Raw genomic sequence first — 21914 nt, 5'->3', positions numbered from 1 at the left:
AAACGTCGCTAACGTAATTGAGGCACGGGTGAAAATCTGACAAGCTGGACGGCATGAAGTCGAAAAAGCAAGGCGGAAAGCCTGCATCATCCAAACCGAAACACTTACTGCAGCAGCTTGCGCGAACGCCGGAGAAGCTGTTTTCAAGTGCTTTCCGCAACCAGTATGGTGCACTTTGTTTCCGCTACAAGGGTGATGAAGGCGAAATCGAGATATTGGTGATTACGTCACGCGAGAGCGGCCGTTGGATTGTACCAAAAGGTTGGCCAATGAAAGGCAAGGAGCCTCATGAGGCGGCTGCGATCGAAGCCTGGGAGGAGGCGGGCGTTCGTGGCAAGGTGAGGAAGGTGCCGTTTGGCCGGTACACCTATCTTAAAGAACTCCCTGACGGAAAAGTCGCGCCCTGCGTCGTCGACATGTTCCAAATCGAGGTGAAGGAGGTCGGGGCGGAGTTCAAGGAACGAGGACAGCGCCGGATTGATTGGGTCAGCCCCGACGAGGCGGCGCGCCGCGTGCGTGAAATCGAGCTTAAATCATTGCTCGTCAATTTTAAGCCGCAGCGCAAATAATCGCCCGTGCGACCTTGTCTGCTCAGCTGGAAGCGCAATGGTCACGGTTTTTGGCCTCCCGAAACGGTCGAAGTCGATCGGACGCGGGGCCCGTGATCGGCATCCGGCCGTTGCGATGGTCCGATACCCACCGAATTCCGGCTCATCTTGGCAAGAGTGTCGCTCGTCATCAGACTAAGGTCCGTGTTCAACGTAGGTCTATTCGGATAGTGGATGACCGCCCCCGGTCGCCGACACTATTATCACCCGTCGGCGGTCTGCCCTGTCATTGGAGGAACCTCCGGTGGCAGGGCGAACATTCGGGCTTGATGCTCTTCGCTGATCTATGATCCACTTGGTGGAACCTCCATGCCGACATTCGGTTTGGTATATCGAAGCAAGATTGGAGCAGGCGATGAAAAGAATGGTCGCAGCGGGAATTCTGGCGGGAATGCTTGCGGCCTGCCAAACCAGCCAAGAGGGGCTGAAGCCTATTCCCGGAAGCATCACCTACGGCGGGCAGCCGAGCCAACGGTTACTAAAATCACCGATCGGTAGCATTGTCCCTCACACATTCACAGATCAGTGGGGCGAACGAGTGCGCGAGACCTACATCCTGCAACCCGACCGCAGCCTGAAGCTTGTGGATCGGGTATATCTCGATAACCCGTTCGATTGACCCCTATCACCGGCTAGTCCGTCCTGGCGAGCGTGGCTTCGGCGATGGCCAATCAGGCAAGAGCGCATCGGATTATGGCGCCCCCAAGAAGAGCTCGTGTGGGGGTGTGCCATGAAATAACAAGCGCTGCGCCAAATTGATGCTGCATAATTTGCATCCAATTTCTTCAAAGAGACATTCAATTAAGAGATCAATTTTGGAGGCAATTTGCCATTGTAATGATGACCGCCAACAGCTGTTCGTGAAGCATCGCACTTATGCGCAGGCGTTTTCCCGTGACAGGGAATTTTGCAACAATATATGGTCAATGGTGACTCGCCCACGCGCCTCACACATTGCGGATCACGACATGAAAGACTGGCATCCTGACCTTAGTCGCTCCTCCAGCCCTCGCTACATGGCTATTGCCGACCTGATCGAAATGGATCTGAGAAGTGGCGTGCTGGCGGTGGGAGACCGTTTGCCGCCGCAAAGAGAGATGGCCAAGCGGCTGAACATCGATTTCACCACGGTGGCTCGCGGTTATGTCGAGGCGCAGAAGCGCGGCCTGGTGGATTCGCACGTCGGCAGGGGCACTTTCGTCACAGGCGGGCAAGATCGCGAAAGGCGTGGTTTCGTGTCCGATGCCATGCCCGATCCACGTCGTGCTTCGTTGGTGGACTTGTCGATGAACCTTCCACCAGAGCCTGACGATGCGGATTTGATTGCCCGTATGCGCGAAGGCCTGTCAGCCGTGGCAAGCAATCTGGTTCCACTGCTGCGATACCAGGGCTTCGGCGGATCAGGCATGGATAAGGATACCGCTGCCGCCTGGCTCAGCCGTCGCGGCCTGGTGCCTTCGCAAGAGCGTATCTTCGTAACGCCAGGCGCGCATCCGGCGCTGCTGGCGATCTTCGGTCTTCTGGCAAAGCCTGGCGAGACAGTCCTGTCGGAAATCATTACCTATCCGGGTATGCGCTCGATCGCTGCCCAGCTGCGCCTCAATCTCTCAGGCTTGCAGATGGATGATGAGGGCATATTGCCCGATGCCTTTGCCGAGGCTTGCGAGCGACTGCAGCCGAAAGCGCTCTATCTCAATCCGACGCTGCAGAACCCTTTGACGCTGACCATTCCCGAGAAGCGCCGCGGGGAGATCGTCGCCGTCGCCCGCAAATATCATGTGCCCATCATTGAGGATGATGCCTACGGCTTCATTCCCTTGCACGGGCCGCCGCCGCTTGGCGCCATCGCGCCAGACTTGACATGGCATATTGGTGGTCTTGCAAAATGCATCGGTGCCGGCCTTCGCCTTGCCTATGTGGTTGCTCCGGACACCAAGGCGATCTGGCCCTTCGTCAGCGCCATGCGTACAAACAATGTCATGGCCTCGCCGATGACCGTTGCGCTCGCCACTCGGTGGATCGAGGATGGCACGGCGGATTCGATCCTGCGCTTCATCCGCGCCGAGGCAGCCGCCCGCCAGCAGATGGTGGCCGATATTCTGCCCAAGGGCAGCTACAAGGCCGATCCGATCAGCTTCAACATCTGGATGCCGCTAACCAACGGCTGGACCCGGTCGACCTTCAGCAGTCACATGCGTTCCTCCGGTATCGGCGTCGTGGCAAGCGACGCCTTTACAGTCGATGGTGCGGTCAGTGAGGCTGTGCGCATCTGCCTTGGCGGGCCGATCGGCCGCGACCGACTGAAAGGCGCGCTCGACTTCATGGCGCATGCGCTCGAAGGCCCACCGGAAATGTCCGCCTCATTCTTCTAGGCATCGTAGAATGGCATGTCTCCAACGGTTTTTTATGCGATGCCAAATGAGCTGCGCACATCAAGGACTCGGGGCGCGGGCGTTCTAAAGGAGAGGGACGTTTAGAGATTTTCTTTCAGGAGGATCTCAATGCGCAATCGCTCCTGTTCGGCCAATAGCTCACGTGCGTCGGCACGAGCGCGCATGATGCGAACCGCGCTGCGCACAGCGTGACCCGGATCCAGCGCGATGACCGCATTGATGCTGCCGTCGCGCAATCCTTCTTCGGTAAAGGGGGTGCGCTCGTGGACCACGACCGAAAGATTGCGCAGATCGCTTGTCGCCGCGGCTGCCAAGAGGGGGATACGCGCCTCTGAGCTCAGTATGTAGGCGGCAACGACATCTTTGTTGCCCTCAAGTACGCGGCCGATAATCTGGCTTGCCCGCTTCTCGTCAGCGTGCGTCTCGATCGATGGAAGGCAGGTGAGGTTCGCAAACTGCTCATTGATTATGGTATCGAAGCCGTGACGCCGCTGAATACTGTCCAGTGATTGCATGGTCTCTGCGACGATCATCACCTTCCCCCGTGTCTGACGGACAAACGTGCCGATCAATCGTCCTGCCGTTGCACCTGCCGCGAAGTTGTCAACGCCCACGAAATCCGCGGCGGGAAGCTTTTCTTGACCGGACAGAAATTGGACGACCTTGATGTCCCTTTCCAGAAGCCGCATCAAGGCATCGCGCACCTGGGGCGATTCCGGCGCCATCACGGCTATGCCGTCGACGGTGTCCTCGCTGATGCCGGTCAGATATTTCGCAACACCGTGGGCGTCTTCGGTGGGGATCTGAACGCAGTCTATATCGGTCAGGTCGCTTTTAAGCGCCGCTCTCAGATTCTCCACCCGGCGCAACAGCTCGCCAAGATAAAGATCTCCTGACTTCGGCAGGATGAACCGAAACTTGTAGCTCTTGTTGCGTGCGAGGCTGACGGCGGCAGGGTTTCGGATAAAGCCAATGCGTTCAATGGCTTCTTGAACGCTGCGGGCGGCTTTTTTGCTCACATTGGGGCGATTGTTCAAAACCCGGTCGACTGTGGCAAGGCTTACGCCGGCGGCTTCCGCAAGGTCCTTTGCTGTTGGCCGCATGATAGCTCCACTTGAATTACAGACAGCAGACATTTCCCTCAAAAACGAGAGAAAGGCAAGAATTGATGTGCGGACCTCAAAAACTGCTTGCATTGAGGTGCGCACCTCAGTTATTTCTTTATTGTCCGGCCATCGGGTCGGATCGAGGGGGGTAGGCCGGGTTTGGAGTGCGTTTCGCAACATTCCGGCTGTCACGCTTTCACTTATCTTCTCGATGGAGGTCGAGAGGTTCAACGGGAGGATTGAAGCCATGAGGTCTCTTTTGCTGAGCCCGGCAGTTGCTGCCGGGATATATCTTGCAGTATCCGCGGCTACGGCGTCGCACGCTCAAGCCGCCGATCTGACTCTGTGCTGGGCGGCGTGGGATCCCGCCAACGCTCTGGTGGAGCTGAGCAAGGATTTCGAGAAGAAGAGCGGCAACAAGATGCACTATGAATTTGTGCCTTGGCCGAATTTCGCCGACCGTATGCTCAATGAGCTGAATTCCAGCGGCAAGCTTTGCGACCTGATGATCGGCGACAGCCAGTGGATCGGCGGCGCGGCGGAAAACGGTCAATACGTCAAGCTCAACGATTTCTTCGATAAGGAAGGAATCAAGATGGACGATTTCATCCCCGCGACGGTGGTCGGATACGCCGAGTGGCCAAAGAATACACCGAATTACTGGGCGCTGCCGGCATTCGCCGATGTCGTTGGGTGGACCTATCGCGCGGACTGGTTCTCCCGCCCAGAGCTTCAGGCGGAGTTCAAGAAGAAATACGGCCGCGACCTTGCCGTTCCGAAGACCTGGGACGAGCTTACGGACATCGCTGCCTTCTTCCAGGGGCGCGAAATCGACGGCAAGAAAGTCTATGGCGCGGCAATCTACACCGAGCGCGGCTCTGAAGGCATCACCATGGGGGCGATGAATGCCCTTTATAGCTACGGCTTCCAATATCAGAATCCGAACAAACCCTATGATCTGGAAGGCTTCGTAAACTCGGCGGAAGCAGTCGCGGGCCTGGAGAAATACAAGAAACTCTATGAGTGCTGCACGCCTCCCGGTCATTCCGATGCCTATATGACCGAAGACGTCGATGCCTATAAGTCAGGGCAGGTCGCCTTGCAGATGAACTTCACCTTCACCTGGCCGGGCATCAATGCCGATGCCAATGTCGGTGGCAAAAAGACCGGCTATTTCCCAAATCCCGCCGGCCCGAAGGGTGCACAGTTCGCCCAGCTCGGAGGGCAGGGCATCTCCGTGGTTGCCAACTCCGATAAAAAGACCGAGGCCCTCGATTACATCAAATGGTTCGCGCAACCCGAGATCCAGCGGAAATGGTGGGCGTTTGGCGGCTATTCGGCACTGAAGGCCGTCGTGGATGATCCGGGCTTTGCGTCAAGCCAGCCCTATGCAAAGCCGTTCCTCAATTCGATGGCAATCGTCGAAGATTTCTGGGCCGAGCCTTCCTACGCCTCCCTCCTGCAGGCATCGCAGAAGCGGTTTCATGACTATGTGGTCGCAAACCAAGGTACCGCAAAGGACGCGCTCGACGGCCTTGTCAAAGACTGGAAGGGTGTCTTCCAGGACGACGGAAAATATTGACGCCGGCATAGGGGTATTCCCCGACAGTGGCGTCACGCAGGGTCAGCCGTGCCGACTGGGCTGGCTCTGCCCACCACCAACTTCATGCCAAGGAGACGGACATGCTCCACTCACCGATCGATCGGATTGCCGGTGCGACGCCGCCCGCGATCGCAGCGCGCGTCAAAGGTCTCTCTGATCGCGCCATAGCCTGGCTTTTCGTCGCGCCCTCGATCGTGTTGCTGCTTGCCATCAACATCTTTCCATTGATTTGGACGATCCGCCTCAGCTTCACGAACTTCCGGGTGAACCGACCCAACGAGCCGATACGGTTTGTCGGCCTGAGGAATTACATCAATATCCTGACGGATGGCGATGTATGGCGGAGCATGCAGGCAACCGCCCATTTCTTGATCTGGACCATCATCCTGCAGGTTCTGATCGGCTTCTTTCTTGCCTATCTGATCAACAAGAAGTTTCGCGGCAACGATCTGTGGACGACGATCATCGTGCTTCCGATGATGCTTAGTCCGGCGGTTGTCGGCAACTTCTGGACCTTCCTGTACCAGCCGCAAATCGGCCTCTTCAACTATGTGATCGCTTTCCTGACCGGGAACGATCCCTCCAGCTTCTCGATGATTGCGAGCACCACGTTGGCACCTTGGGCCATCGTCATCGTGGATACCTGGATGTGGACGCCCTTCGTGATGCTGATCTGCCTGGCGGGATTGCGTTCCATTCCCAGCAGCATCTACGAGGCTGCCGAATGCGACCGTGCCAGCAAATGGCGTCAGTTCTGGACCATTACCATCCCGATGGTACTGCCGTTCCTGATGCTGGCGGTCCTCTTCCGCGGCATCGAGAACTTCAAGATGTTCGATCTTGTCGTACAGTTGACCGGTGGCGGGCCGGGATCGATCACAGAGCTGACATCCATCAACTTGAAGCGCGCCGCTTTCGAACAATGGCGAACCGGTTACGCATCCGCCTACGCCGTCATTCTTTTCGTCACCGTATTCGGTTTGGCATCGATCTACGTCAAAGCTCTAAATAGGGTCAAACAACGATGAGCAGCTATTCCGTAACCGAGCCATCCGCGCGTCAGAAATGGTTTGCCGGTATTTTGGTCGTCCTCTATTCCGTCATAACCCTCCTCCCGCTGCTGTGGATCATCGCGACCGGCTTCAAGTCACCAGCCGATGCGATTTCCTATCCGCCGAAACTGGTCTTCCAGCCGACGATGGAGGGATATGTCAATCTTTTTACCACCCGGACTCGTGTGCCTGAGGATCAACTCAAAGCGCTTGGTGAACCTACGACGTGGTACGACAAGCTAGTTCGCAAGGACGGCTTGATCATCACCGGTGCCTCGCGCTTCGCCGAGCGCTTCTATAATTCCGTCATCATCGGCTTTGGTTCCACGGTCCTTTGCATCGTGCTTGGCACGACGGCGGCGTATGCCTTTTCCCGCTTCAAGGTTCCGCTGAAGGATGATCTGCTCTTCTTCATTCTTTCGACCCGCATGATGCCGCCGATCGCCGTTGCAATCCCGATCTTCCTGATGTTTCGCTCGCTCGGCCTCAGCGACACGCATGCGGGCATGATCCTGCTTTACACAGCCGTCAACCTGTCGCTGTCGGTGTGGCTCCTCAAGGGCTTTATCGACGAAATCCCGATTGAGTACGAGGAGGCCGCGTTGATCGACGGCTATACGCGGTTTCAGGCCTTCTACAAGGTCGTGCTGCCCCAGGCTGTTACCGGCATCGCGTCAACGGCAATCTTCTGTCTGATCTTCGCGTGGAATGAATATGCGTTTGCCGTATTGCTGACATCAGGCAATGCCCAGACGGCGCCGCCCTTCATCCCGACCATCATCGGCGTCAGCGGCCAGGACTGGCCAGCGGTTGCCGCCGGCGCAACGATCTTCCTGGTTCCCGTCATGGTCTTCACGATCCTGCTTCGCAAGCATCTGCTGCGCGGCATCACCTTCGGAGCGGTACGCAAATGACGACGTTTCTCTATCGCTTGGTACGTCTGCGCCGCGATGCGTGGGAAATTCTCGCTTCGGTCCTGATCGCACTCGGCGTCGTCATGCTGATGCAGCCGCTGTGGCTGTCGCTTTACTCCTATTCCTTCCTCGTGACGCTGGCAGGAACAGTCATGTTCATCATCGTCAGCCATTTCCCGGAGTGAATCATGGCGCAAATCAGAGTTCACAATGTGCGCAAGGACTTTGGAGCTTTCAACGCGGTGAAGTCTTCCACCTTCACCGTGGAAGATGGGGAGTTCTTTATGCTGCTCGGGCCTTCCGGCTGCGGGAAGACGACCACCTTGCGGATGATGGCCGGTCTCGAGCTCCCAACCAGCGGTGAAATCTATATCGGTGGCGAAGAGGTTGGGATGAAGAGGGCAAGCGAGCGCGATATCGCATTCGTTTTCCAGATGTTTGCTCTTTATCCGCATATGAATGTCCGAAAAAATATTTCCTATCCGTTGGTCAGCCAGGGCATGAAAAAGGCTGAGGTTGCAAAGCGGGTCGCGGAGGTGGCCAAGATCCTGCGGATCGAAAATATTCTCGACAAGCCAATCGGCGGGCTTTCCGGCGGCGACCGGCAGCGTGTGGCGGTAGGTCGCGCCATTGTCCGCAACCCGAAAGCCTTCTTCATGGATGAACCGCTAGGCGCCCTCGACGCCGAATTCCGCGAACACATGGCGCAAGAGCTGCGGGCACTGCACGACCGCATGGGCGCCACCACCGTCTATGTCACCCATGATCAGTTGGAAGCCATGCAGATGGGCGACAAGATCGTGGTGATGAACCACGGGGTCGTCGAGCAGTTCGGCAAGCCGCAGGAGATCTATGACTGGCCGGCGACGAAATTCGTGGCAAAGTTCATCGGCTCGCCGCCCATGAACTTCCTGGAGTTCGATGGTTCGCTCGGAACCGGCGGAACTCATGTCAGCCTTGCCGGACACATGGTGAGGGTGCCAATGTCTCGCGAAGAACATACCGGCGAGCTGGCGCTGGGCGTCAGGCCCGAACACATACGCTTCAACGACGATTCCGCTTATAGGGGGCGGGTCATAGCCGTGGAATATCTGGGTACGACGCAGATCGTCACGATCGACACGCCGCATGGCGAGATCAAGGCTCGTACACCATCCCACCAGCTCGCACATGTCGAAGAACTGATCGGACTGGACTTCGATTCCAGAAGCCTGACGGTCTTCAACTCTGTGACCGGGGCTGCGCTTGTTTCCGAGGCCAACGAGGGAGTGTTGCGCCGTGGCTGAGGTCATCTTGAAGAATATTACGAAATCTTTCGCCGGCCACCGGGCACTCGATGAGCTGTCCATGATCGTTCCCGACGGTTCGTTCGTCGTTCTTCTGGGGCCGACGGGTGCGGGCAAGACGACGACTTTGCGAATGGTGTCGGGCCTCGATAACCCTGATGTCGGCGAGATCATGATCGGTGGACGATCCATGCGCGGGCTGACACCGGCGCAGCGCAACGTCGCGATGGTGTTTCAGCAATATTCGCTCTACCCGCACCTTTCGGTACGCCAGAACCTGGAATTTCCGCTGAAGTCGCCCTTGCTGAAGACGCCGCAACGCATAATTGACGAAAAGGTGAATGCGATCGCCGAAATTCTCCAGATTTCCCATAAGCTCGACAACAAGGCGACGGCTCTTTCCGGCGGTGAAATGCAACGCGTGTCCATAGGGCGCGCACTGGTGAGAAACCCGCAGATCTATCTCATGGATGAACCGCTGAGCTCGCTTGACGCCAAGCTGCGCGCCGATCTGCGTATCGAGCTCAAGAGCATTCAGGCCAAATCGGGTGCAACCTTGCTTTACGTCACCCACGATCAGGTCGAGGCGATGACGATGGCGACACATGTCGGCGTCCTTCACGAGGGTAGGCTCGCCCAGTTCGGTTCTCCGCGCGAAATTTATGAACAGCCGGTGAGCGTCTACGCCGCCACTCGCCTCGGACAGCCGCGCATCAACGTGCTGCCTGCCGAGCTTTTCCCCGGTGCTCCGGCAAACGCCAAATCGATAGGCCTGCGTCCGGAGCATATCGCTCAAGGTGATGGCCAGGAAGCGACTGTTACCCGTGTCGAGCATCTGGGCGATCAGACGCGCCTGCATCTTTCGTTCAAGAAACACGATTTGATCACCGTCACCGAGGCTCATACGGCCCTCAGAGGTAGCGAGATCATTAAGATCCAGCCGAACAACCCGCTCTATTTCGACGCGGCCGGCATGCGCTTGGTTTAAGGGAGGCGAGAATGTCACAGTTCCTCAACAGCAGGGAAAAGGCGGTCACCGAAGCAATCGAGGGTCTTCTCGTTGCATCGGGGGGCGCCCTGAGCCGCCTCGATGGTTTTCCGCATATCCGTGTCGTCGTGCGTTCGGATTGGGACAAAAGCAAGGTCGCGATCGTCTCTGGAGGCGGATCGGGCCATGAGCCGGCTCACGCGGGCTTCGTCGGCAAGGGGATGCTCACCGCAGCCGTCTGCGGAGATATTTTTGCATCTCCCAGCGTCGATGCAATCCTCGCCGGTATCCTGTCCGTCACAGGGCCGGCCGGCTGCCTCCTGATCGTCAAGAACTATACTGGCGATCGCCTCAACTTCGGATTGGCGGCGGAGCGGGCTCGCGCCTTTGGCTTGAATGTCAGCATGGTCATTGTGGATGATGACATCGCGTTACCGCATCTCCCGCAATCTCGCGGTGTGGCGGGCACGCTCTTTGTTCACAAGATCGCGGGAGCCTTGTCGGAGAACGAAGCTGATCTGGAGACTATCACTGAAGCCGCGCGCCATGTCATTGCGGGCACGCGGTCGATCGGAATGTCGCTCGACACATGCACCGTGCCTGGCTCGCCGAAGGAACATAGGATTCCGGAAGGCCGCGCCGAACTCGGGCTCGGCATCCACGGCGAGGCCGGTGTCGAGCTGGTAGAGTATACCGGCGTCCGAACTGCCGTTGCCGCCATGGTTGAGCGTCTTGCGGCAACCATGGATGACAGGCCCCATGTCGTGCTCGTGAATAATCTAGGCGGTGCATCGATGCTGGAAATGTCGGTCATTGTCCACGAAATTGCCCGATCGGCTATCTCAGGAAAGATCTCGCACGTGATCGGACCTGCTGCGATGATGACGTCGCTTGACATGCACGGCTTCTCCATCTCGGTCTTTCCTGCCGACAAGAAAGAGCTGGCACTGTTGGCCAAGCCGGTCGCGCTACCGGCTTGGCCAGGCCTGGCAGCGATCAAACCGGTCGCGGCGCTTGCACTCCCGGATGGGCTGACGCCGATTGCTCCTCTCGCATCGAAGCACGAGCCTACCCGCCAGTTTTTGACGGATTGCTGCAATCTTCTCATTCTCTCAGAGATGGATCTGAACGCGCTTGACGCGAAGTCGGGAGACGGTGATACGGGATCGACCCTGGCCGGCGCGGCACGCGCGCTCATCGACGCGCTCGACCGCCTTCCTCTTTCAGACTATACGCAACTCTTCCGGGCCATGGGGCAGGAACTCAGTCAGACCATGGGCGGATCGTCGGGGGTGCTTCTAGCGATCTTCTTTGCAGCTGCCGGCGATGGAGCGTCGAGTGGGCTCGCCATTCGCGAGGCGTTGCAGGCCGGGCTTTACCGCATGCAGGAGATCGGCGGTGCTCGTCTGGGAGACCGAACCATGGTCGATGCTCTCTTGCCGGCCCTGGATGCGCTCAACGGCGGTTTGGCAGCAGCGGCGCATGCAGCTCGCGCCGGCGCAGACATGACTGCCACGCTCGTCCATGCCAAGGCCGGACGCGCCGCCTACATCAATGCCAAGCAACTTGAGGGCCACATCGATCCCGGCGCGGAAGCCGTCGCACGGTTGTTCGAATATCTGGCAGGTCGCAGCGATCTCTCAGGACAGCCCTCACTGGACAAGCGATTGATCTGAACCTGATCTGAACCCTTCAAACTGGACCAGTTTTGGTTAGAGTTTTCCGGTGCATTTTCCTGGCTGGGAAAGGAACGGAAGACGATGAAGGCATCGCAGTTTTCGGACGCGCAAAAGGCGTTCATTTTGAAGCAGGGTGATGAAGGTGTGCCGGTTGCGGAGATCTGTCGGAAGGCGGGAATTAGCCAGGCGACCTATTTCAACTGGAAGAAAAAGTACGCCGGCATGTTGCCGCCGGAGATGAAGAAGCTGAAGCAACTCGAGGACGAGAATGCGCGACTGAAGAAGATCGTCGCGGATCTGACGCTGGACCGTGAGATGTTGCAGGATGTTATTCGGCGAAAGCTCTAAGGCCTGCTCGCAAGCGAGAGGTGGTGAAGGGTATGTGCCGGGACTGGGCAATCTCGATCCGGCGCGCCTGCGGGGCGCTGAACTTCGATCGTTCGACCTACCACTACACCTCTCGCCGTGCCGATCAGGCCGGCTTGGAACGTCGTATTCGAGAGATCTGCGAGACCCGTGTCCGTTACGGCTATCGTCGTGTGCATGTGCTGTTGGAACGCGAGGGTTGGGGCACAAGCATCAAGCGAACCTATCGCATTTACAAGGACTTGGGTCTTCAACTGCGCAACAAGACGCCGAAGCGCCGGGTCAAAGCCAAGCTGCGGGAGGATCGTCAAATGGCAGTCGGTCCGAACGATGTTCGGGCCATGGACTTTGTTCACGACCAACTCGCGACTGGGAAGAAGCTGCGCGTCTTGACGGTGGTCGATACCTACTCGCGTTATGTACCGGTGCTTGATCCACGTCACAGCTATCGCGGTGAAGATGTCGTGCAAACCCTGGAACGAGTATGCCGGAAAGTTGGCTATCCGAAGACGATCAGGGTGGATCAGGGCACTGAATTTGTGTCACGCGACCTCGACCTTTGGGCCTATGCCAAAGGCGTGACGTTGGACTTCTCTCGCCCAGGCAAGCCCACGGACAACGCCTTTATTGAAGCTTTCAATGGCCGCTTCCGGGCGGAGTGCCTGAACCAGCATTGGTTCCTGACCCTTGCGGATGCCCGCGAAAAGATGGAGGATTGGCGTCGATACTATAATGAGGAACGGCCTCATGGTGCGATCGGCAACAAGGTCCCGATCTCGCTGATGAATTCGGGAGGCGCAACCAGCCCGCCTCCTTGAATGAAGCCGGAAAACTCCAGCCTCCGCTGGTCCAGAAACCTGGGGCGGTTCAATGAAGCCGAGGCTCTAATCGTAGCCGGATCAAACTTCCGGCATGTATGGACGGCCTCCGCGTGGCAAGGGGCAATTTACTGTTTCCGGCAGATTGGTCGGGTGCAGGCATGTATTCGGCCTTTGATTGCGGCTTGTTCATGCCGCTGGCCCTGATGTAGTCCGCTGATCGGATCCCAGACAGGTCAACGCGCTTTCAAGCGGCACCCACTGATCGGGTTTGTCCGATCCCGGCTCGACCGTTCGCCATCACACCATTTGCACCTCACCAATTCCAGCAGCCTCGTGACTTGTCAAAGATTGGCGGCGGCCTCAAATCGCCTGCCTGTCGTCATCAACGCCCAGACGATCCGCGCCATCTTGTTGGCCAGAGCAACAGCGACGACGTTGTACGGCTTCTTCGCCAAAAGCTCGGCCGCCCACTGCGTCGGTGGAACTCTGGCCTTGCGGCTGAAGCGAAGTACCGCATGCGCCCCAACGACAAGAAGCCTACGGAGATAGGGATCGCCTTGTTTGCTTATCCTCCCGAGCCGGTCTTTGCCACCCGATGAATTCTGCCGAGGTACCAAGCCTATCCATGCCGCCAGTTGTCGGCCGGATTTGAAGAGCGACGCGTCTGTCACGGTCGCGGCGATTGCGCTGGCAGTGATCGGGCCAATTCCAGGTATTGTCTCAAGGCGACGGCTCAGCTCGTTGGAGCGATGCCAAGCATGAATTTGGCAATCCATCTCGCCGACCCTCTCGTGCACCTCCCGCAACTGCCCGATCAGCGAAAGAAGCGCGGAACGCGCAAGCGGAGGGATGAGATTCTGGCCATCGTCTTCTACCAATGCGATCAGCATTCCGACGCCGACAATGCCCTGACGCGTTACGATGCCGAACTCCGCCAGGTGGCCGCGCAAGGCGTTCACCAGCATTGTCCGCTGCCGGATCAAAAGTTCACGGACGCGATGCAGCATCAGGACACTCTGTTGCTCCTCGCTCTTCACCGGGACGAAGCGCATCGTCGGTCGCGCCACCGCCTCGCAGATCGCTTCGGCATCCGTCGCGTCATTCTTTTGCCGCTTCACGTATGGCTTGACGTAAGACGCCGGCATTAGCCGAACCTCGTGACCCAGCGCCAGGAGGACCCGAGCCCAGTGGTGCCCGGTCGCACACGCCTCGATTCCGATCAGGCACGGCGGCAATTTCCTGAAGAAAGCGGCGACATCCTCACGTCGCAGCTTTCGCCGGACCACTACCGCGCCCACCGCGTCTACGCCATGCACCTGAAAGACGTGCTTGGCGATATCCAATCCGATTGTGCTAACCTGTTCCATGGACGGCTCTCCCTCATGTGGACTTTCGACAGCCACACTTTGGCACACTGCGATGCCGGGAGCGGAGACCGTCCACCACATCAGGTCATGTTAATGCCACGGAACGTCCCATGCCATCATCGTCTCTCTCCCCCTTTTCCCGTGGCCGCATGCTGGTGAATGCGGACACAGGTCGAGTTGATAATGAAGATGCAGTCGCCGCGGGCTTGTTAGGCAACAACGGTGATATGATTGATCATTCTTGCTCGGTCAGTTCATCACGACGACTCTCCATAGAGGCGCGTGTATTCAGAAATATTGAATCACGGCAGGTGATAAACGCCAAGCAATTTTTGTAAGTTTACCGCAACACGAATATAAACCGAGTACTTCGAGGCCTCACCCTTCGTCCATCAGGGTCCTTCTAAGAAGCCTTTCGGCCACCAGTCCAATAAGGAGAGATGCCATTCCGAGCGCTAGCAAATATTCCTTGCTAAGCAGTCTGTCACTGTAGCTCTCGAAATATGCAACGCGCATCCATTCAACACATTGCACGACAGGATTGTACGAGAGTGGGATTGCGATCTGGTCCGGAAGATTGGGGGTTACAAATAGACACCCTGAGGTCAGGTAAAAGACAAGGCCCATCAGAGCATATCCTGTCGCGAACATCGGGATGAATGCGGTTATGACGCCGGCGATTGTGCCGATCCCTATCGCTAATAGAATCGTTGCCAGATATGCGAAAACGGCTTGAGTTGGGTCCGCAGGATAGGGGCTTAACCCAAGTGACATATACATTAGCCACATAAAAAGAAGAGTTATACTGCCTGCAACAATCTCCAAAAAAGCTCTTGCAAAAAGTATATCAGTTACTTTCACAATGGGGAAAGAAAGCATGTTCTTGTTAATAGCAACCGATAGTGACATAAACCGCGAAATGTAGGTAAATGTAAGAGTTGGAATAACTCCAACACCGAAAAAAATCAGAGGATTATCACCATAGGGGGCGACCCGACCAGAAAATGTATTGATGATCAGGATGATCAATATATGCATGAATGGCCAAAGTGACTGCACGATAAAGCCAAGGCCGTGGTTAAAGAATCTGGATCGCATATCGCGTAAAATCACAGCCGCCATCACGTGCTGCTTTTGCTTCAACGCATCGATGAACGAGTCCCAACGTCTCAATCTGCGAACGACTTTCATCTAGGGCTCCTTAGAAAACGTGAGTTTTCCGCTTGCTTCAACTCGATGGCCTTATTTTGCTTTTAATGCGTTGCGAACGTTCGATCGAATATGTCCTATAGCGAATATCTAGCATGTGGTCTATTTTCTACTTCGAATTTTCTCATTAGAGACTGATCGAAAAGGGTGGTGAAACCTGAACTGACCCCCGAAAGTTGGACCACCAACATCGGGGGTTTTGCATGTCGAAATACAGCACGTCGTTCAAGCAGAGTGTTGTGGCGTTTTATGGCGGCGGCGCGCGCAGCCTGCAGGAGGTGAGTGCGTATTTTGGGATCGAGCATTCGACGGTGCGCACATGGGTTGCGATGCACGCGGCGCATGGAGTTGACGGTCTGGTCAGGAAGTTCGGCCACTACACTGCTGAGTTCAAGCTATCGGTTCTGCGCCGGATGTGGGAGGATGGGCTCTCTTACCGTCGGACGGCGGCGTTGTTCAACCTGCGCAATAAGAGTTGCCTGCCGGATTGGGAGCGCCGCTATAAGGCCGGTGGTATTGACGCCCTGATGCCACGTCGTCGAGGAAGGCCCCGATCGATGCCCGAGCCACCTGTGCTGTCCGACAAGACGGATGCCCCGCAGAGCGATGAGGCCAAGAGCCGCGAGGAACTCCTGGCGGAGCTGGCCTATCTGCGTATGGAGAATGCCTATCTAAAAAAACTGGAAGCCTTAACGCAGGCACGACAAGCGCCGACAAGACGCAAGCCGTCCAGGCGTTAAGGCCGCTCTATCCATTCGACGGTCTGCTGAAGCTTGCGGGCCTGGCCCGCAGCACGTTCTATTATCAGCAGAAGGTCTCGTCCCCGGCCGATCGGCATGTAGCGCTGAAGACCAGGATCAAAGCGATCTTCGAAGCCCATAAGGGGCGCTATGGCTATCGTCGGGTCACGGCTGCGATCCGCACCCTCGGGCAGACGGTCAATCACAAGACCGTCCAGCGTCTGATGATCGAGATGGGATTGAAGTCCCTGGTCCGGCCGAAGAAGTATCGCTCCTACAAGGGGCAGACGGGACGCGTGGCCCCGGACCTCCTTCAGCGGCAGTTCACCGCCGAGCGTATGCATCAGAAATGGGTGACGGACGTCACCGAGTTCAACATCGCCGGCCAAAAACTCTTCCTCTCGCCGGTCATGGACCTCCACAACGGCGAGATCGTTGCCTTCGAGACGGCTAGGCGGCCTGTCTTCTCGTTGGTCAAGAACATGCTGGACAAGGCCCTGGACCAACTCTGCAATGCCGAGAGGCCGATCCTGCATTCCGATCAGGGATGGCAATATCAGATGCCGGCCTGGGGCCAAATGCTTGAAAGCCGCAACATTGCCCAAAGCATGTCACGCAAAGGCAACTGCCTCGACAATGCCGCCATGGAGAGCTTCTTCGCCACCCTCAAATCCGAGTTCTTTTATCCCAACCACTTCGACAGCATCGAAAGCCTGCGTGATGGTGTCGAGGACTATATCCGATATTACAACAACGATCGCATCAGGCTAAAGCTTAAAGGGCTGAGCCCTGTTCAATACAGGACCCAGCCCTTAAATCAGCCAAGCCAATAAACCGTCCAACTTTACGGGGTCAGTTCAGAAATTCCGCCTCTATACAACTTAATTTACCTGAGGCGGCTCATTGACTCATTGCGCTGCGGAGTATCGCTCGGATATATTTCGCAGGCCCCGACTCAAGGAGTACACCCCACTAATGGCCGAGAAGCTAAATATCGCAGAGAAAATTTCACAACGGTACTGGAATCTTCGATCGTTTTCGATGCCTGAGGAACTTTCTCGAGTTCCAACTATGCTTACGGTTGAGGAGACTCGTATGTTGGCGTGGGTATCTGAAAATTGGTCATCGGGCATTGGTGCCGTGATTGATCTCGGTTCATTTTTGGGCGGATCAACCGCTCATCTTGCGTACGGGCTTAATCGATCTCAGCCCGGGCGGATAGTTCACGCTTTTGACCAGTTCACCATAGGAGATGAGTGGAAACAGGCGTTTCTATACGACCGCGGGTATCCAGAATTGATTGGAAACGACATGCTTGCTCTCTTCAAGCAATTCGTTGAAAAGTTTGGCGATGTCGTTACTCATCGAGGTCAAATTGAAGACGCTGAGTGGACTGAAGGCCCTATAGAGATCCTTTTTGTCGATATTTGTAAAAGTTGGGAAGCCACAAGGCATGTTATGAGGCAATTTTATCCGTCTCTTCTTCCAAACGAAAGCCTAGTAATACATCAGGATTTTCAGCATTTTCAGCAGCCATGGGTTGTTGCCACGACGCAATACCTTAAAGATTACCTGAGGCTGGTGAGTTATACTGAGGAAAATAGTGCAATTTTCCTATGTACGCGGTCTCTCTCGCCCGAAATTGTCGAGCGCGCAATCTATAATACCAGAGACATTCAGGTTGTTTTTAGGCTCCTCCAGCAGGCGCATGACCAGTTTCCGTACGCTCGCCAGCGTGAAGCGATGTGGCAGCACATCGTTGCACTTGAGCGTCATCCGAATGCGCAAAATACCTGGGATCTCAATATTTAGAATTTGGCAATAGATCAAAGTGTCTTTCTTGTAGTTTATCATCTTCCCAAAGATGATAGCAAGGAAAAGGGTGCGTACTTAGCTATGATATTAGGGCACATCGACAGAGTCGACTCCATGGGAGTATTTGGGTGGGCGTTTTGCATGAGCGGCGATAGCCCGGTCATCGCTGTATTTGTAGGAAATGTACAGTTGAAGGCGAAAGTTGTATCGATAACAAGGGTCGACTTGCAGGACATCTATGGTGAAAGGGCTTTGAATTCGGGCTTCTTCATTTCCCTCAAACACGTAGTTCCCGAAGGACCTGCAGAGCTAAATAGGTTCTTTAGAGGACTAAGGATTGAGGCCAATGGTAAGCTTTTATGGTCGGCAAGAAACGCCACTGTACCACAAGCTTTTAGGTGGAAAAGAACCAAGCGCACCCTGCTTCGATTCGGCGATTTGAAGGCTAAACTAATAGGGAACGCAAATGTAAATGAGAGCTCAAAAGACGAGCACTATAGATATGTTACCTTGCCTTCTCAGTTGGCTGAAAAGTACGGAAAAGATCTGATCGTTGTTTCCGATAAGACACCGAAGATAAAAAAACATGACATTCTAATTTTTACAACAATTAGAAATGAATACGTCAGGCTCCCCTATTTCCTGCAATATTACCGGGCGATGGGCGTTAATCATTTTATTTTTGTCGACAACGACTCTACAGATGAAGCGCGAGGTTTCCTTGCATCTCAAGAAGATTGTTCACTTTGGACCACCAAAACAAGCTACAAAGAAGCAAATTTCGGTGTCCATTGGACGAACTCCCTTTTAAAAAAGTTTGGGGTAGGCCATTGGTGCCTTACGTTGGATCCGGACGAGTTTTTTGTATTCCCGTACTGTAAGACGCGAGGACTGCGAGAGTTACTGGATTTTTTGGATTCCGAGGGGCAAGATCACATGTTCTGCTTGTTGCTGGACATGTACTCCGCAGGCCGGGTGAGCGAGACAATAAGCGCCATTGGTCAGGATCCTCTAGAAGTAGCTCCATATTTTGACGGAACAGGTTATACCCAGCAGGCTAATGCCTCGTATGGGGAGACTTTCGTCCAGGGGGGGCCGCGAAGAAGAGTATTCTTCAAAGACCAGCCTGAGAAGTCTCCCGCAATGAATAAGACGCCTCTCGTCAAGTGGCGACCTGAATTCTGCTATCTGTCGTCTACCCACGTGCTTTCACCAGCTAAATTGAACTGGCCTCATCCACGACACTTCCTTTCTGTTACGGGCTGTTTGCTCCATTTCAAATTTCTTTCTGTGATGGCGGAGAAGGCGTCAGAAGAAATAGAGCGGAAGGAACATTATGAGGATTCAATCGAGTATGAAAAATATCACAATGTAATCAGCGCCGGTGAAGATTTTCTGTTTTATGAAAATTCCTTAAAATATACTGGGCCGCAGCAGCTAGCAGAGCTTGGTTACCTAAGTTTTGGACGTTGGTTTTAAATTGAGTTACGATATGAAGCTCGCCTTTGTTATACTTGCCCACGACAATCCAGACAAAGTTGCCAGATTGGCGAGAGTTCTGGCGCAAAATCATACAGTTTGCGTCCATTACGATTTAAACTCGTCCGAAGCGAGTTTCTTGGCGCTGAAGCGAGAACTTGGGAGTCTCGCAGATCGGGTGCTTTGGCCCCGTCGCGTAAGAGTTGCATGGGGGGAGTGGTCAATTGTCAATGCGACCCTTAACGCACTAGAGGCCATCAGCGGGTCGGATTCAAACTTCGACTACGTTCACCTGATGAGTGGCGCAGACTATCCAGTTCGTCCGATAGAAGAGTTTACAGATTATTTGCGGCAAAATCGCGGGCGTGAGTTCATAGAGTGCGTAGACTTACGCAGTGAACAATGGGTTAAGGGGGGGTTGGTTCACGAGCGTTATCGGTATCGGCACTTTTTTAACTGGAAGAAGCACGGTTTTCTATTTGACCAAAGTTGGCAACTGCAACAGAGGCTAGGACTTGAGAGAGGCTTCCCCAGCGGACATCAACCTCACATGGGCTCCCAATGGTGGACACTGACGTGGTCGACGATCAAGCTGGTTCTTGCCGCGGGAAGAAATGGCGAGCTGGCTTCCTTCTTCAAAACTGTCTGGATACCTGATGAAATGTTTATTCAGACTATTGTTGCCTCTGCGACGGAGCCGAAGGCTCGCTCTCCGATACTTACGCTTTATCAATTTTCCGACAGTGGAGTTCCAATAGTTTATGGTGATGATCATGCCGAATATCTTAATCGGCAACCATTTTTCTTTGCGCGGAAAATCTCTCCGCATGCAAAGAATGTAAGAGATCTATTAGATGCGTATATCGACGGTTCACAACGAGGAGCTGTTTTCGAAGAACGTGCCGTAGGAACGAGAACTGATGAATATACTCGTTATGTCGATTACTGGGGTATGCCGAATAAGCATTTCCGTCTTATTGGACATGTTGCAGATAGTTGGTGGGGCGATTTACTTTATCTCCATCAACCGGTCTTTATAATATGTGGTGTGTCCCGAAGTGAGCTTCGATCAGTAGCCAATGTTGTACGCAATTTTCCGGATATTAGGGTTCATGGAGCGTTGTTTGACCGACGAAGAATTGAATTCGTAGATGACCTCACGATTTATGGCGGCTATCGCGACGATGATATTGCTCTACGAGATGATCGACGCTTAACTTTCCTCTACGATGCGATCAAGGAAGGAGAAAAAGTAGGAGCCTATACCGCGTTTATCTTGCCATGGCATACCGATGGTGAGATCGGTGAACGTATGAAATGGTCACGTCACACAGTTGTACACTAGTAGTACGCGGTAGTGTTTTCAGCATACATCGAGCAGGAGCTTAGTGAAGGTGTACTGCTAACTGAAACTGACGCAAAGCCCGAGGCTGTTGAGCTTAACGGCTGGAGTAGCTTTGCGAGTTTCAAACAAAAATATGAGGATTACTTCGAGCTGTTGATAGCCAACCTGCGTGAATCACGGTCAAGTTTCATTGAGATCGATTTATCTAGCGAGTTTTATGAGAGCGAGGTGGTCGGATATGTGTCAAGTAACTTACCTAGAGCAGTTGAGTTGGCTCAAAACAAACGAAATATAATTGAACACAGCTGCGAACAGTTGCCAGAGGCATTTTGGCTTCAAATGCAAGCTGCGAAGCCAGTTAAGGAGCTCCGTGAATATGCGAATCTCCGATTTGAGAGGTTCTCGAAAGATCCCGTGATTGTGGTTGGAGCGTCCAAGGCTGAAGTTGAATTTGTTGCTAAAGTGATTGCCCGTGTTGCCGACAGGGAATTTAACTCGGTGTGCCCCAAGTCGGCAGCGAGAGTGGCAGAAATTCTCGGCCAGGCGTTCGACTTAGGTGGTGCTCGTGGTATTAAGGGTTTCTTCAAAGTCTCAGGTGAGATACCGAAGCATCTGGAGAACTTAGCATTTTGGGCAGATCGCACTCGCGTTGTCATCGTGCACGGTAATGTCTTTCGGGGGGTGACCGTTTTTCATGAAAGCGGTTCTAGTGCTTTTGAGCGCAGATGCGTAAAAAGGTTGCTTGGCTCAAATGCCAAGTTCCTGGAGGTGATAGCCAATGGAAGATCGGAAATGCATCATCCTGCGGCACGGATTGATCTATTGACTGAAGGGTGGCTTGCTCAGTTGACCGATATATTCAGCGGTGCACTCGGAAATCGGCAAGTTTCGGTCGATTTGATATATCAATGGGCCAACGAGATGGGCGATCCCTATGCAGGAATGACCCCACACGACATTGAGCTAATGTCTCAGCTTATAGAAGATGCGGACTCCCGAAAGGCGCATTTGAGAATTTTCCATGATACTGTTAGGGGGAGCGCGAGCGAGAATTCGCAAGTTAACCTGGGACGACAACCGGCCACGAGACGCACCGGCATCTATTGAATTGTGTAGATAGCTCAAGGTGGGGTACATGCCCAA

General features: G+C 54.8%; 19 protein-coding genes and 1 pseudogene. 16 read left to right on the top strand and 4 right to left on the bottom strand.

Annotated elements, in window-relative coordinates; genetic code table 11:
* Nucleotides 1-53 precede the first annotated feature (53 nt).
* The 3 genes from RTCIAT899_RS27930 (at nt 54) to RTCIAT899_RS27920 (ending at nt 2980) form a co-directional block, all read left to right on the top strand.
* Nucleotides 54-569 (top strand): NUDIX hydrolase, encoded by a 516-nt coding sequence (locus RTCIAT899_RS27930; protein WP_015343191.1) that lies wholly within the window; start codon nt 54-56, stop codon nt 567-569.
* Between the two features lie 394 nt (nt 570-963).
* The gene (locus RTCIAT899_RS27925; RefSeq protein WP_015343190.1) at nt 964-1227 is read left to right on the top strand and encodes a hypothetical protein; all 264 of its coding nucleotides are present in this window, start codon (nt 964-966) and stop codon (nt 1225-1227) included.
* Between the two features lie 349 nt (nt 1228-1576).
* Nucleotides 1577-2980 carry an aminotransferase-like domain-containing protein gene (locus RTCIAT899_RS27920; protein WP_015343189.1) on the top strand — a complete coding sequence of 468 codons (1404 nt, stop codon included), beginning with the start codon at nt 1577-1579 and terminating at the stop codon, nt 2978-2980.
* Nucleotides 2981-3081: 101 nt separating this feature from the next.
* Here RTCIAT899_RS27920 and RTCIAT899_RS27915 read toward each other — a convergent pair whose 3' ends face one another.
* Nucleotides 3082-4104, bottom strand: a complete 1023-nt coding sequence (locus RTCIAT899_RS27915) for a LacI family DNA-binding transcriptional regulator (protein ID WP_015343188.1) — start codon at nt 4102-4104, stop codon at nt 3082-3084.
* 250 nt (nt 4105-4354) lie between these two features.
* Between RTCIAT899_RS27915 and RTCIAT899_RS27910 the strand changes: the two genes are divergently transcribed.
* The 8 genes from RTCIAT899_RS27910 to RTCIAT899_RS27870 all read left to right on the top strand — a co-directional run bounded on the left by RTCIAT899_RS27910 (nt 4355) and on the right by RTCIAT899_RS27870 (nt 12813).
* The gene (locus RTCIAT899_RS27910; RefSeq protein ID WP_041678217.1) at nt 4355-5689 is read left to right on the top strand and encodes an ABC transporter substrate-binding protein; all 1335 of its coding nucleotides are present in this window, start codon (nt 4355-4357) and stop codon (nt 5687-5689) included.
* A 101-nt stretch (nt 5690-5790) separates the two neighbouring features.
* Nucleotides 5791-6738, top strand: coding sequence for a carbohydrate ABC transporter permease (locus tag RTCIAT899_RS27905; RefSeq protein ID WP_015343186.1), 948 nt, complete (start codon nt 5791-5793; stop codon nt 6736-6738).
* Nucleotides 6735-7676 carry a carbohydrate ABC transporter permease gene (locus tag RTCIAT899_RS27900; RefSeq protein WP_015343185.1) on the top strand — a complete coding sequence of 314 codons (942 nt, stop codon included), beginning with the start codon at nt 6735-6737 and terminating at the stop codon, nt 7674-7676. Before RTCIAT899_RS27905 ends, RTCIAT899_RS27900 begins: the two co-directional genes overlap by 4 nt.
* Nucleotides 7673-7861, top strand: a complete 189-nt coding sequence (locus tag RTCIAT899_RS27895) for a hypothetical protein (RefSeq protein ID WP_041678216.1) — start codon at nt 7673-7675, stop codon at nt 7859-7861. Before RTCIAT899_RS27900 ends, RTCIAT899_RS27895 begins: the two co-directional genes overlap by 4 nt.
* 3 nt (nt 7862-7864) lie before the next feature.
* The gene (locus RTCIAT899_RS27890; RefSeq protein WP_015343184.1) at nt 7865-8962 is read left to right on the top strand and encodes an ABC transporter ATP-binding protein; all 1098 of its coding nucleotides are present in this window, start codon (nt 7865-7867) and stop codon (nt 8960-8962) included.
* On the top strand, nt 8955-9950 hold the full coding sequence (locus RTCIAT899_RS27885) for an ABC transporter ATP-binding protein (protein WP_015343183.1): 996 nt from the start codon (nt 8955-8957) through the stop codon (nt 9948-9950). The genes RTCIAT899_RS27890 and RTCIAT899_RS27885 overlap by 8 nt, the downstream gene beginning before the upstream one ends.
* 11 nt (nt 9951-9961) lie before the next feature.
* A complete protein-coding gene (locus RTCIAT899_RS27880) occupies nt 9962-11626 on the top strand; it encodes a dihydroxyacetone kinase subunit DhaK (RefSeq protein ID WP_015343182.1) in 1665 nt (554 codons plus the stop codon).
* Nucleotides 11627-11710: 84 nt separating this feature from the next.
* Nucleotides 11711-12813 (top strand): IS3 family transposase gene (locus RTCIAT899_RS27870; RefSeq protein ID WP_085999180.1). Its coding sequence is split into 2 segments (ribosomal slippage): nt 11711-11972 and nt 11972-12813, totalling 1104 coding nucleotides; the frame shifts between segments, so codons are not numbered across the junction.
* A 344-nt stretch (nt 12814-13157) separates the two neighbouring features.
* Here RTCIAT899_RS27870 and RTCIAT899_RS27865 read toward each other — a convergent pair.
* From RTCIAT899_RS27865 to RTCIAT899_RS27860, 3 genes and pseudogenes are all read right to left on the bottom strand, one after another.
* On the bottom strand, nt 13158-14183 hold the full coding sequence (locus tag RTCIAT899_RS27865; protein ID WP_015340848.1) for an IS110 family RNA-guided transposase: 1026 nt from the start codon (nt 14181-14183) through the stop codon (nt 13158-13160).
* Nucleotides 14184-14283: 100 nt separating this feature from the next.
* A pseudogene (locus RTCIAT899_RS34680) lies at nt 14284-14374 on the bottom strand (IS5/IS1182 family transposase); the annotation flags it as partial.
* A 187-nt stretch (nt 14375-14561) separates the two neighbouring features.
* Nucleotides 14562-15374 carry an ABC transporter permease gene (locus tag RTCIAT899_RS27860; protein WP_015343181.1) on the bottom strand — a complete coding sequence of 271 codons (813 nt, stop codon included), beginning with the start codon at nt 15372-15374 and terminating at the stop codon, nt 14562-14564.
* A gap of 221 nt (nt 15375-15595) precedes the next feature.
* Between RTCIAT899_RS27860 and RTCIAT899_RS32925 the strand changes: the two genes are divergently transcribed.
* The 5 genes from RTCIAT899_RS32925 to RTCIAT899_RS27830 all read left to right on the top strand — a co-directional run bounded on the left by RTCIAT899_RS32925 (nt 15596) and on the right by RTCIAT899_RS27830 (nt 21878).
* A protein-coding gene (locus RTCIAT899_RS32925) for an IS3 family transposase (RefSeq protein ID WP_376766910.1) occupies nt 15596-16965 on the top strand; the annotation gives its coding sequence in 2 pieces (ribosomal slippage) (nt 15596-16073 and nt 16073-16965; 1371 coding nt in all).
* Between the two features lie 142 nt (nt 16966-17107).
* A complete protein-coding gene (locus RTCIAT899_RS27845) occupies nt 17108-17944 on the top strand; it encodes a class I SAM-dependent methyltransferase (protein WP_015343180.1) in 837 nt (278 codons plus the stop codon).
* Between the two features lie 144 nt (nt 17945-18088).
* Entirely contained in the window at nt 18089-19426 is a 1338-nt protein-coding gene (locus tag RTCIAT899_RS27840) for a glycosyltransferase family 2 protein (protein ID WP_135488303.1), read from the top strand.
* A 13-nt stretch (nt 19427-19439) separates the two neighbouring features.
* Nucleotides 19440-20771 carry a beta-1,6-N-acetylglucosaminyltransferase gene (locus RTCIAT899_RS27835; protein ID WP_015343178.1) on the top strand — a complete coding sequence of 444 codons (1332 nt, stop codon included), beginning with the start codon at nt 19440-19442 and terminating at the stop codon, nt 20769-20771.
* A gap of 12 nt (nt 20772-20783) precedes the next feature.
* Nucleotides 20784-21878 carry a hypothetical protein gene (locus RTCIAT899_RS27830; RefSeq protein ID WP_041678215.1) on the top strand — a complete coding sequence of 365 codons (1095 nt, stop codon included), beginning with the start codon at nt 20784-20786 and terminating at the stop codon, nt 21876-21878.
* The last annotated feature ends 36 nt before the right edge of the window (nt 21879-21914 follow it).

This window comes from Rhizobium tropici CIAT 899, from assembly GCF_000330885.1.
Classification (GTDB): domain Bacteria; phylum Pseudomonadota; class Alphaproteobacteria; order Rhizobiales; family Rhizobiaceae; genus Rhizobium; species Rhizobium tropici.
Note: the sequence above shows the minus strand (reverse complement) of the source record. Positions and strands in the feature narration are given on the sequence as shown.

Excerpts from the sequence above, each read along its gene's own strand:
- RTCIAT899_RS27925 (WP_015343190.1), top strand. The coding sequence starts at position 964 with ATGAAAAGAATGGTCGCAGCGGGAATTCTGGCGGGAATGCTTGCGGCC.
- RTCIAT899_RS27840 (WP_135488303.1), top strand. The coding sequence starts at position 18,089 with ATGAGCGGCGATAGCCCGGTCATCGCTGTATTTGTAGGAAATGTACAG.
- RTCIAT899_RS27890 (WP_015343184.1), top strand. The coding sequence starts at position 7,865 with ATGGCGCAAATCAGAGTTCACAATGTGCGCAAGGACTTTGGAGCTTTC.
- RTCIAT899_RS27865 (WP_015340848.1), bottom strand. The coding sequence starts at position 14,183 with ATGGAACAGGTTAGCACAATCGGATTGGATATCGCCAAGCACGTCTTT.
- RTCIAT899_RS27900 (WP_015343185.1), top strand. The coding sequence starts at position 6,735 with ATGAGCAGCTATTCCGTAACCGAGCCATCCGCGCGTCAGAAATGGTTT.
- RTCIAT899_RS27910 (WP_041678217.1), top strand. The coding sequence starts at position 4,355 with ATGAGGTCTCTTTTGCTGAGCCCGGCAGTTGCTGCCGGGATATATCTT.
- RTCIAT899_RS27915 (WP_015343188.1), bottom strand. The coding sequence starts at position 4,104 with ATGCGGCCAACAGCAAAGGACCTTGCGGAAGCCGCCGGCGTAAGCCTT.
- RTCIAT899_RS27895 (WP_041678216.1), top strand. The coding sequence starts at position 7,673 with ATGACGACGTTTCTCTATCGCTTGGTACGTCTGCGCCGCGATGCGTGG.
- RTCIAT899_RS27920 (WP_015343189.1), top strand. The coding sequence starts at position 1,577 with ATGAAAGACTGGCATCCTGACCTTAGTCGCTCCTCCAGCCCTCGCTAC.
- RTCIAT899_RS27930 (WP_015343191.1), top strand. The coding sequence starts at position 54 with ATGAAGTCGAAAAAGCAAGGCGGAAAGCCTGCATCATCCAAACCGAAA.
- RTCIAT899_RS27860 (WP_015343181.1), bottom strand. The coding sequence starts at position 15,374 with ATGAAAGTCGTTCGCAGATTGAGACGTTGGGACTCGTTCATCGATGCG.
- RTCIAT899_RS27835 (WP_015343178.1), top strand. The coding sequence starts at position 19,440 with ATGAAGCTCGCCTTTGTTATACTTGCCCACGACAATCCAGACAAAGTT.
- RTCIAT899_RS27880 (WP_015343182.1), top strand. The coding sequence starts at position 9,962 with ATGTCACAGTTCCTCAACAGCAGGGAAAAGGCGGTCACCGAAGCAATC.
- RTCIAT899_RS27845 (WP_015343180.1), top strand. The coding sequence starts at position 17,108 with ATGGCCGAGAAGCTAAATATCGCAGAGAAAATTTCACAACGGTACTGG.
- RTCIAT899_RS27905 (WP_015343186.1), top strand. The coding sequence starts at position 5,791 with ATGCTCCACTCACCGATCGATCGGATTGCCGGTGCGACGCCGCCCGCG.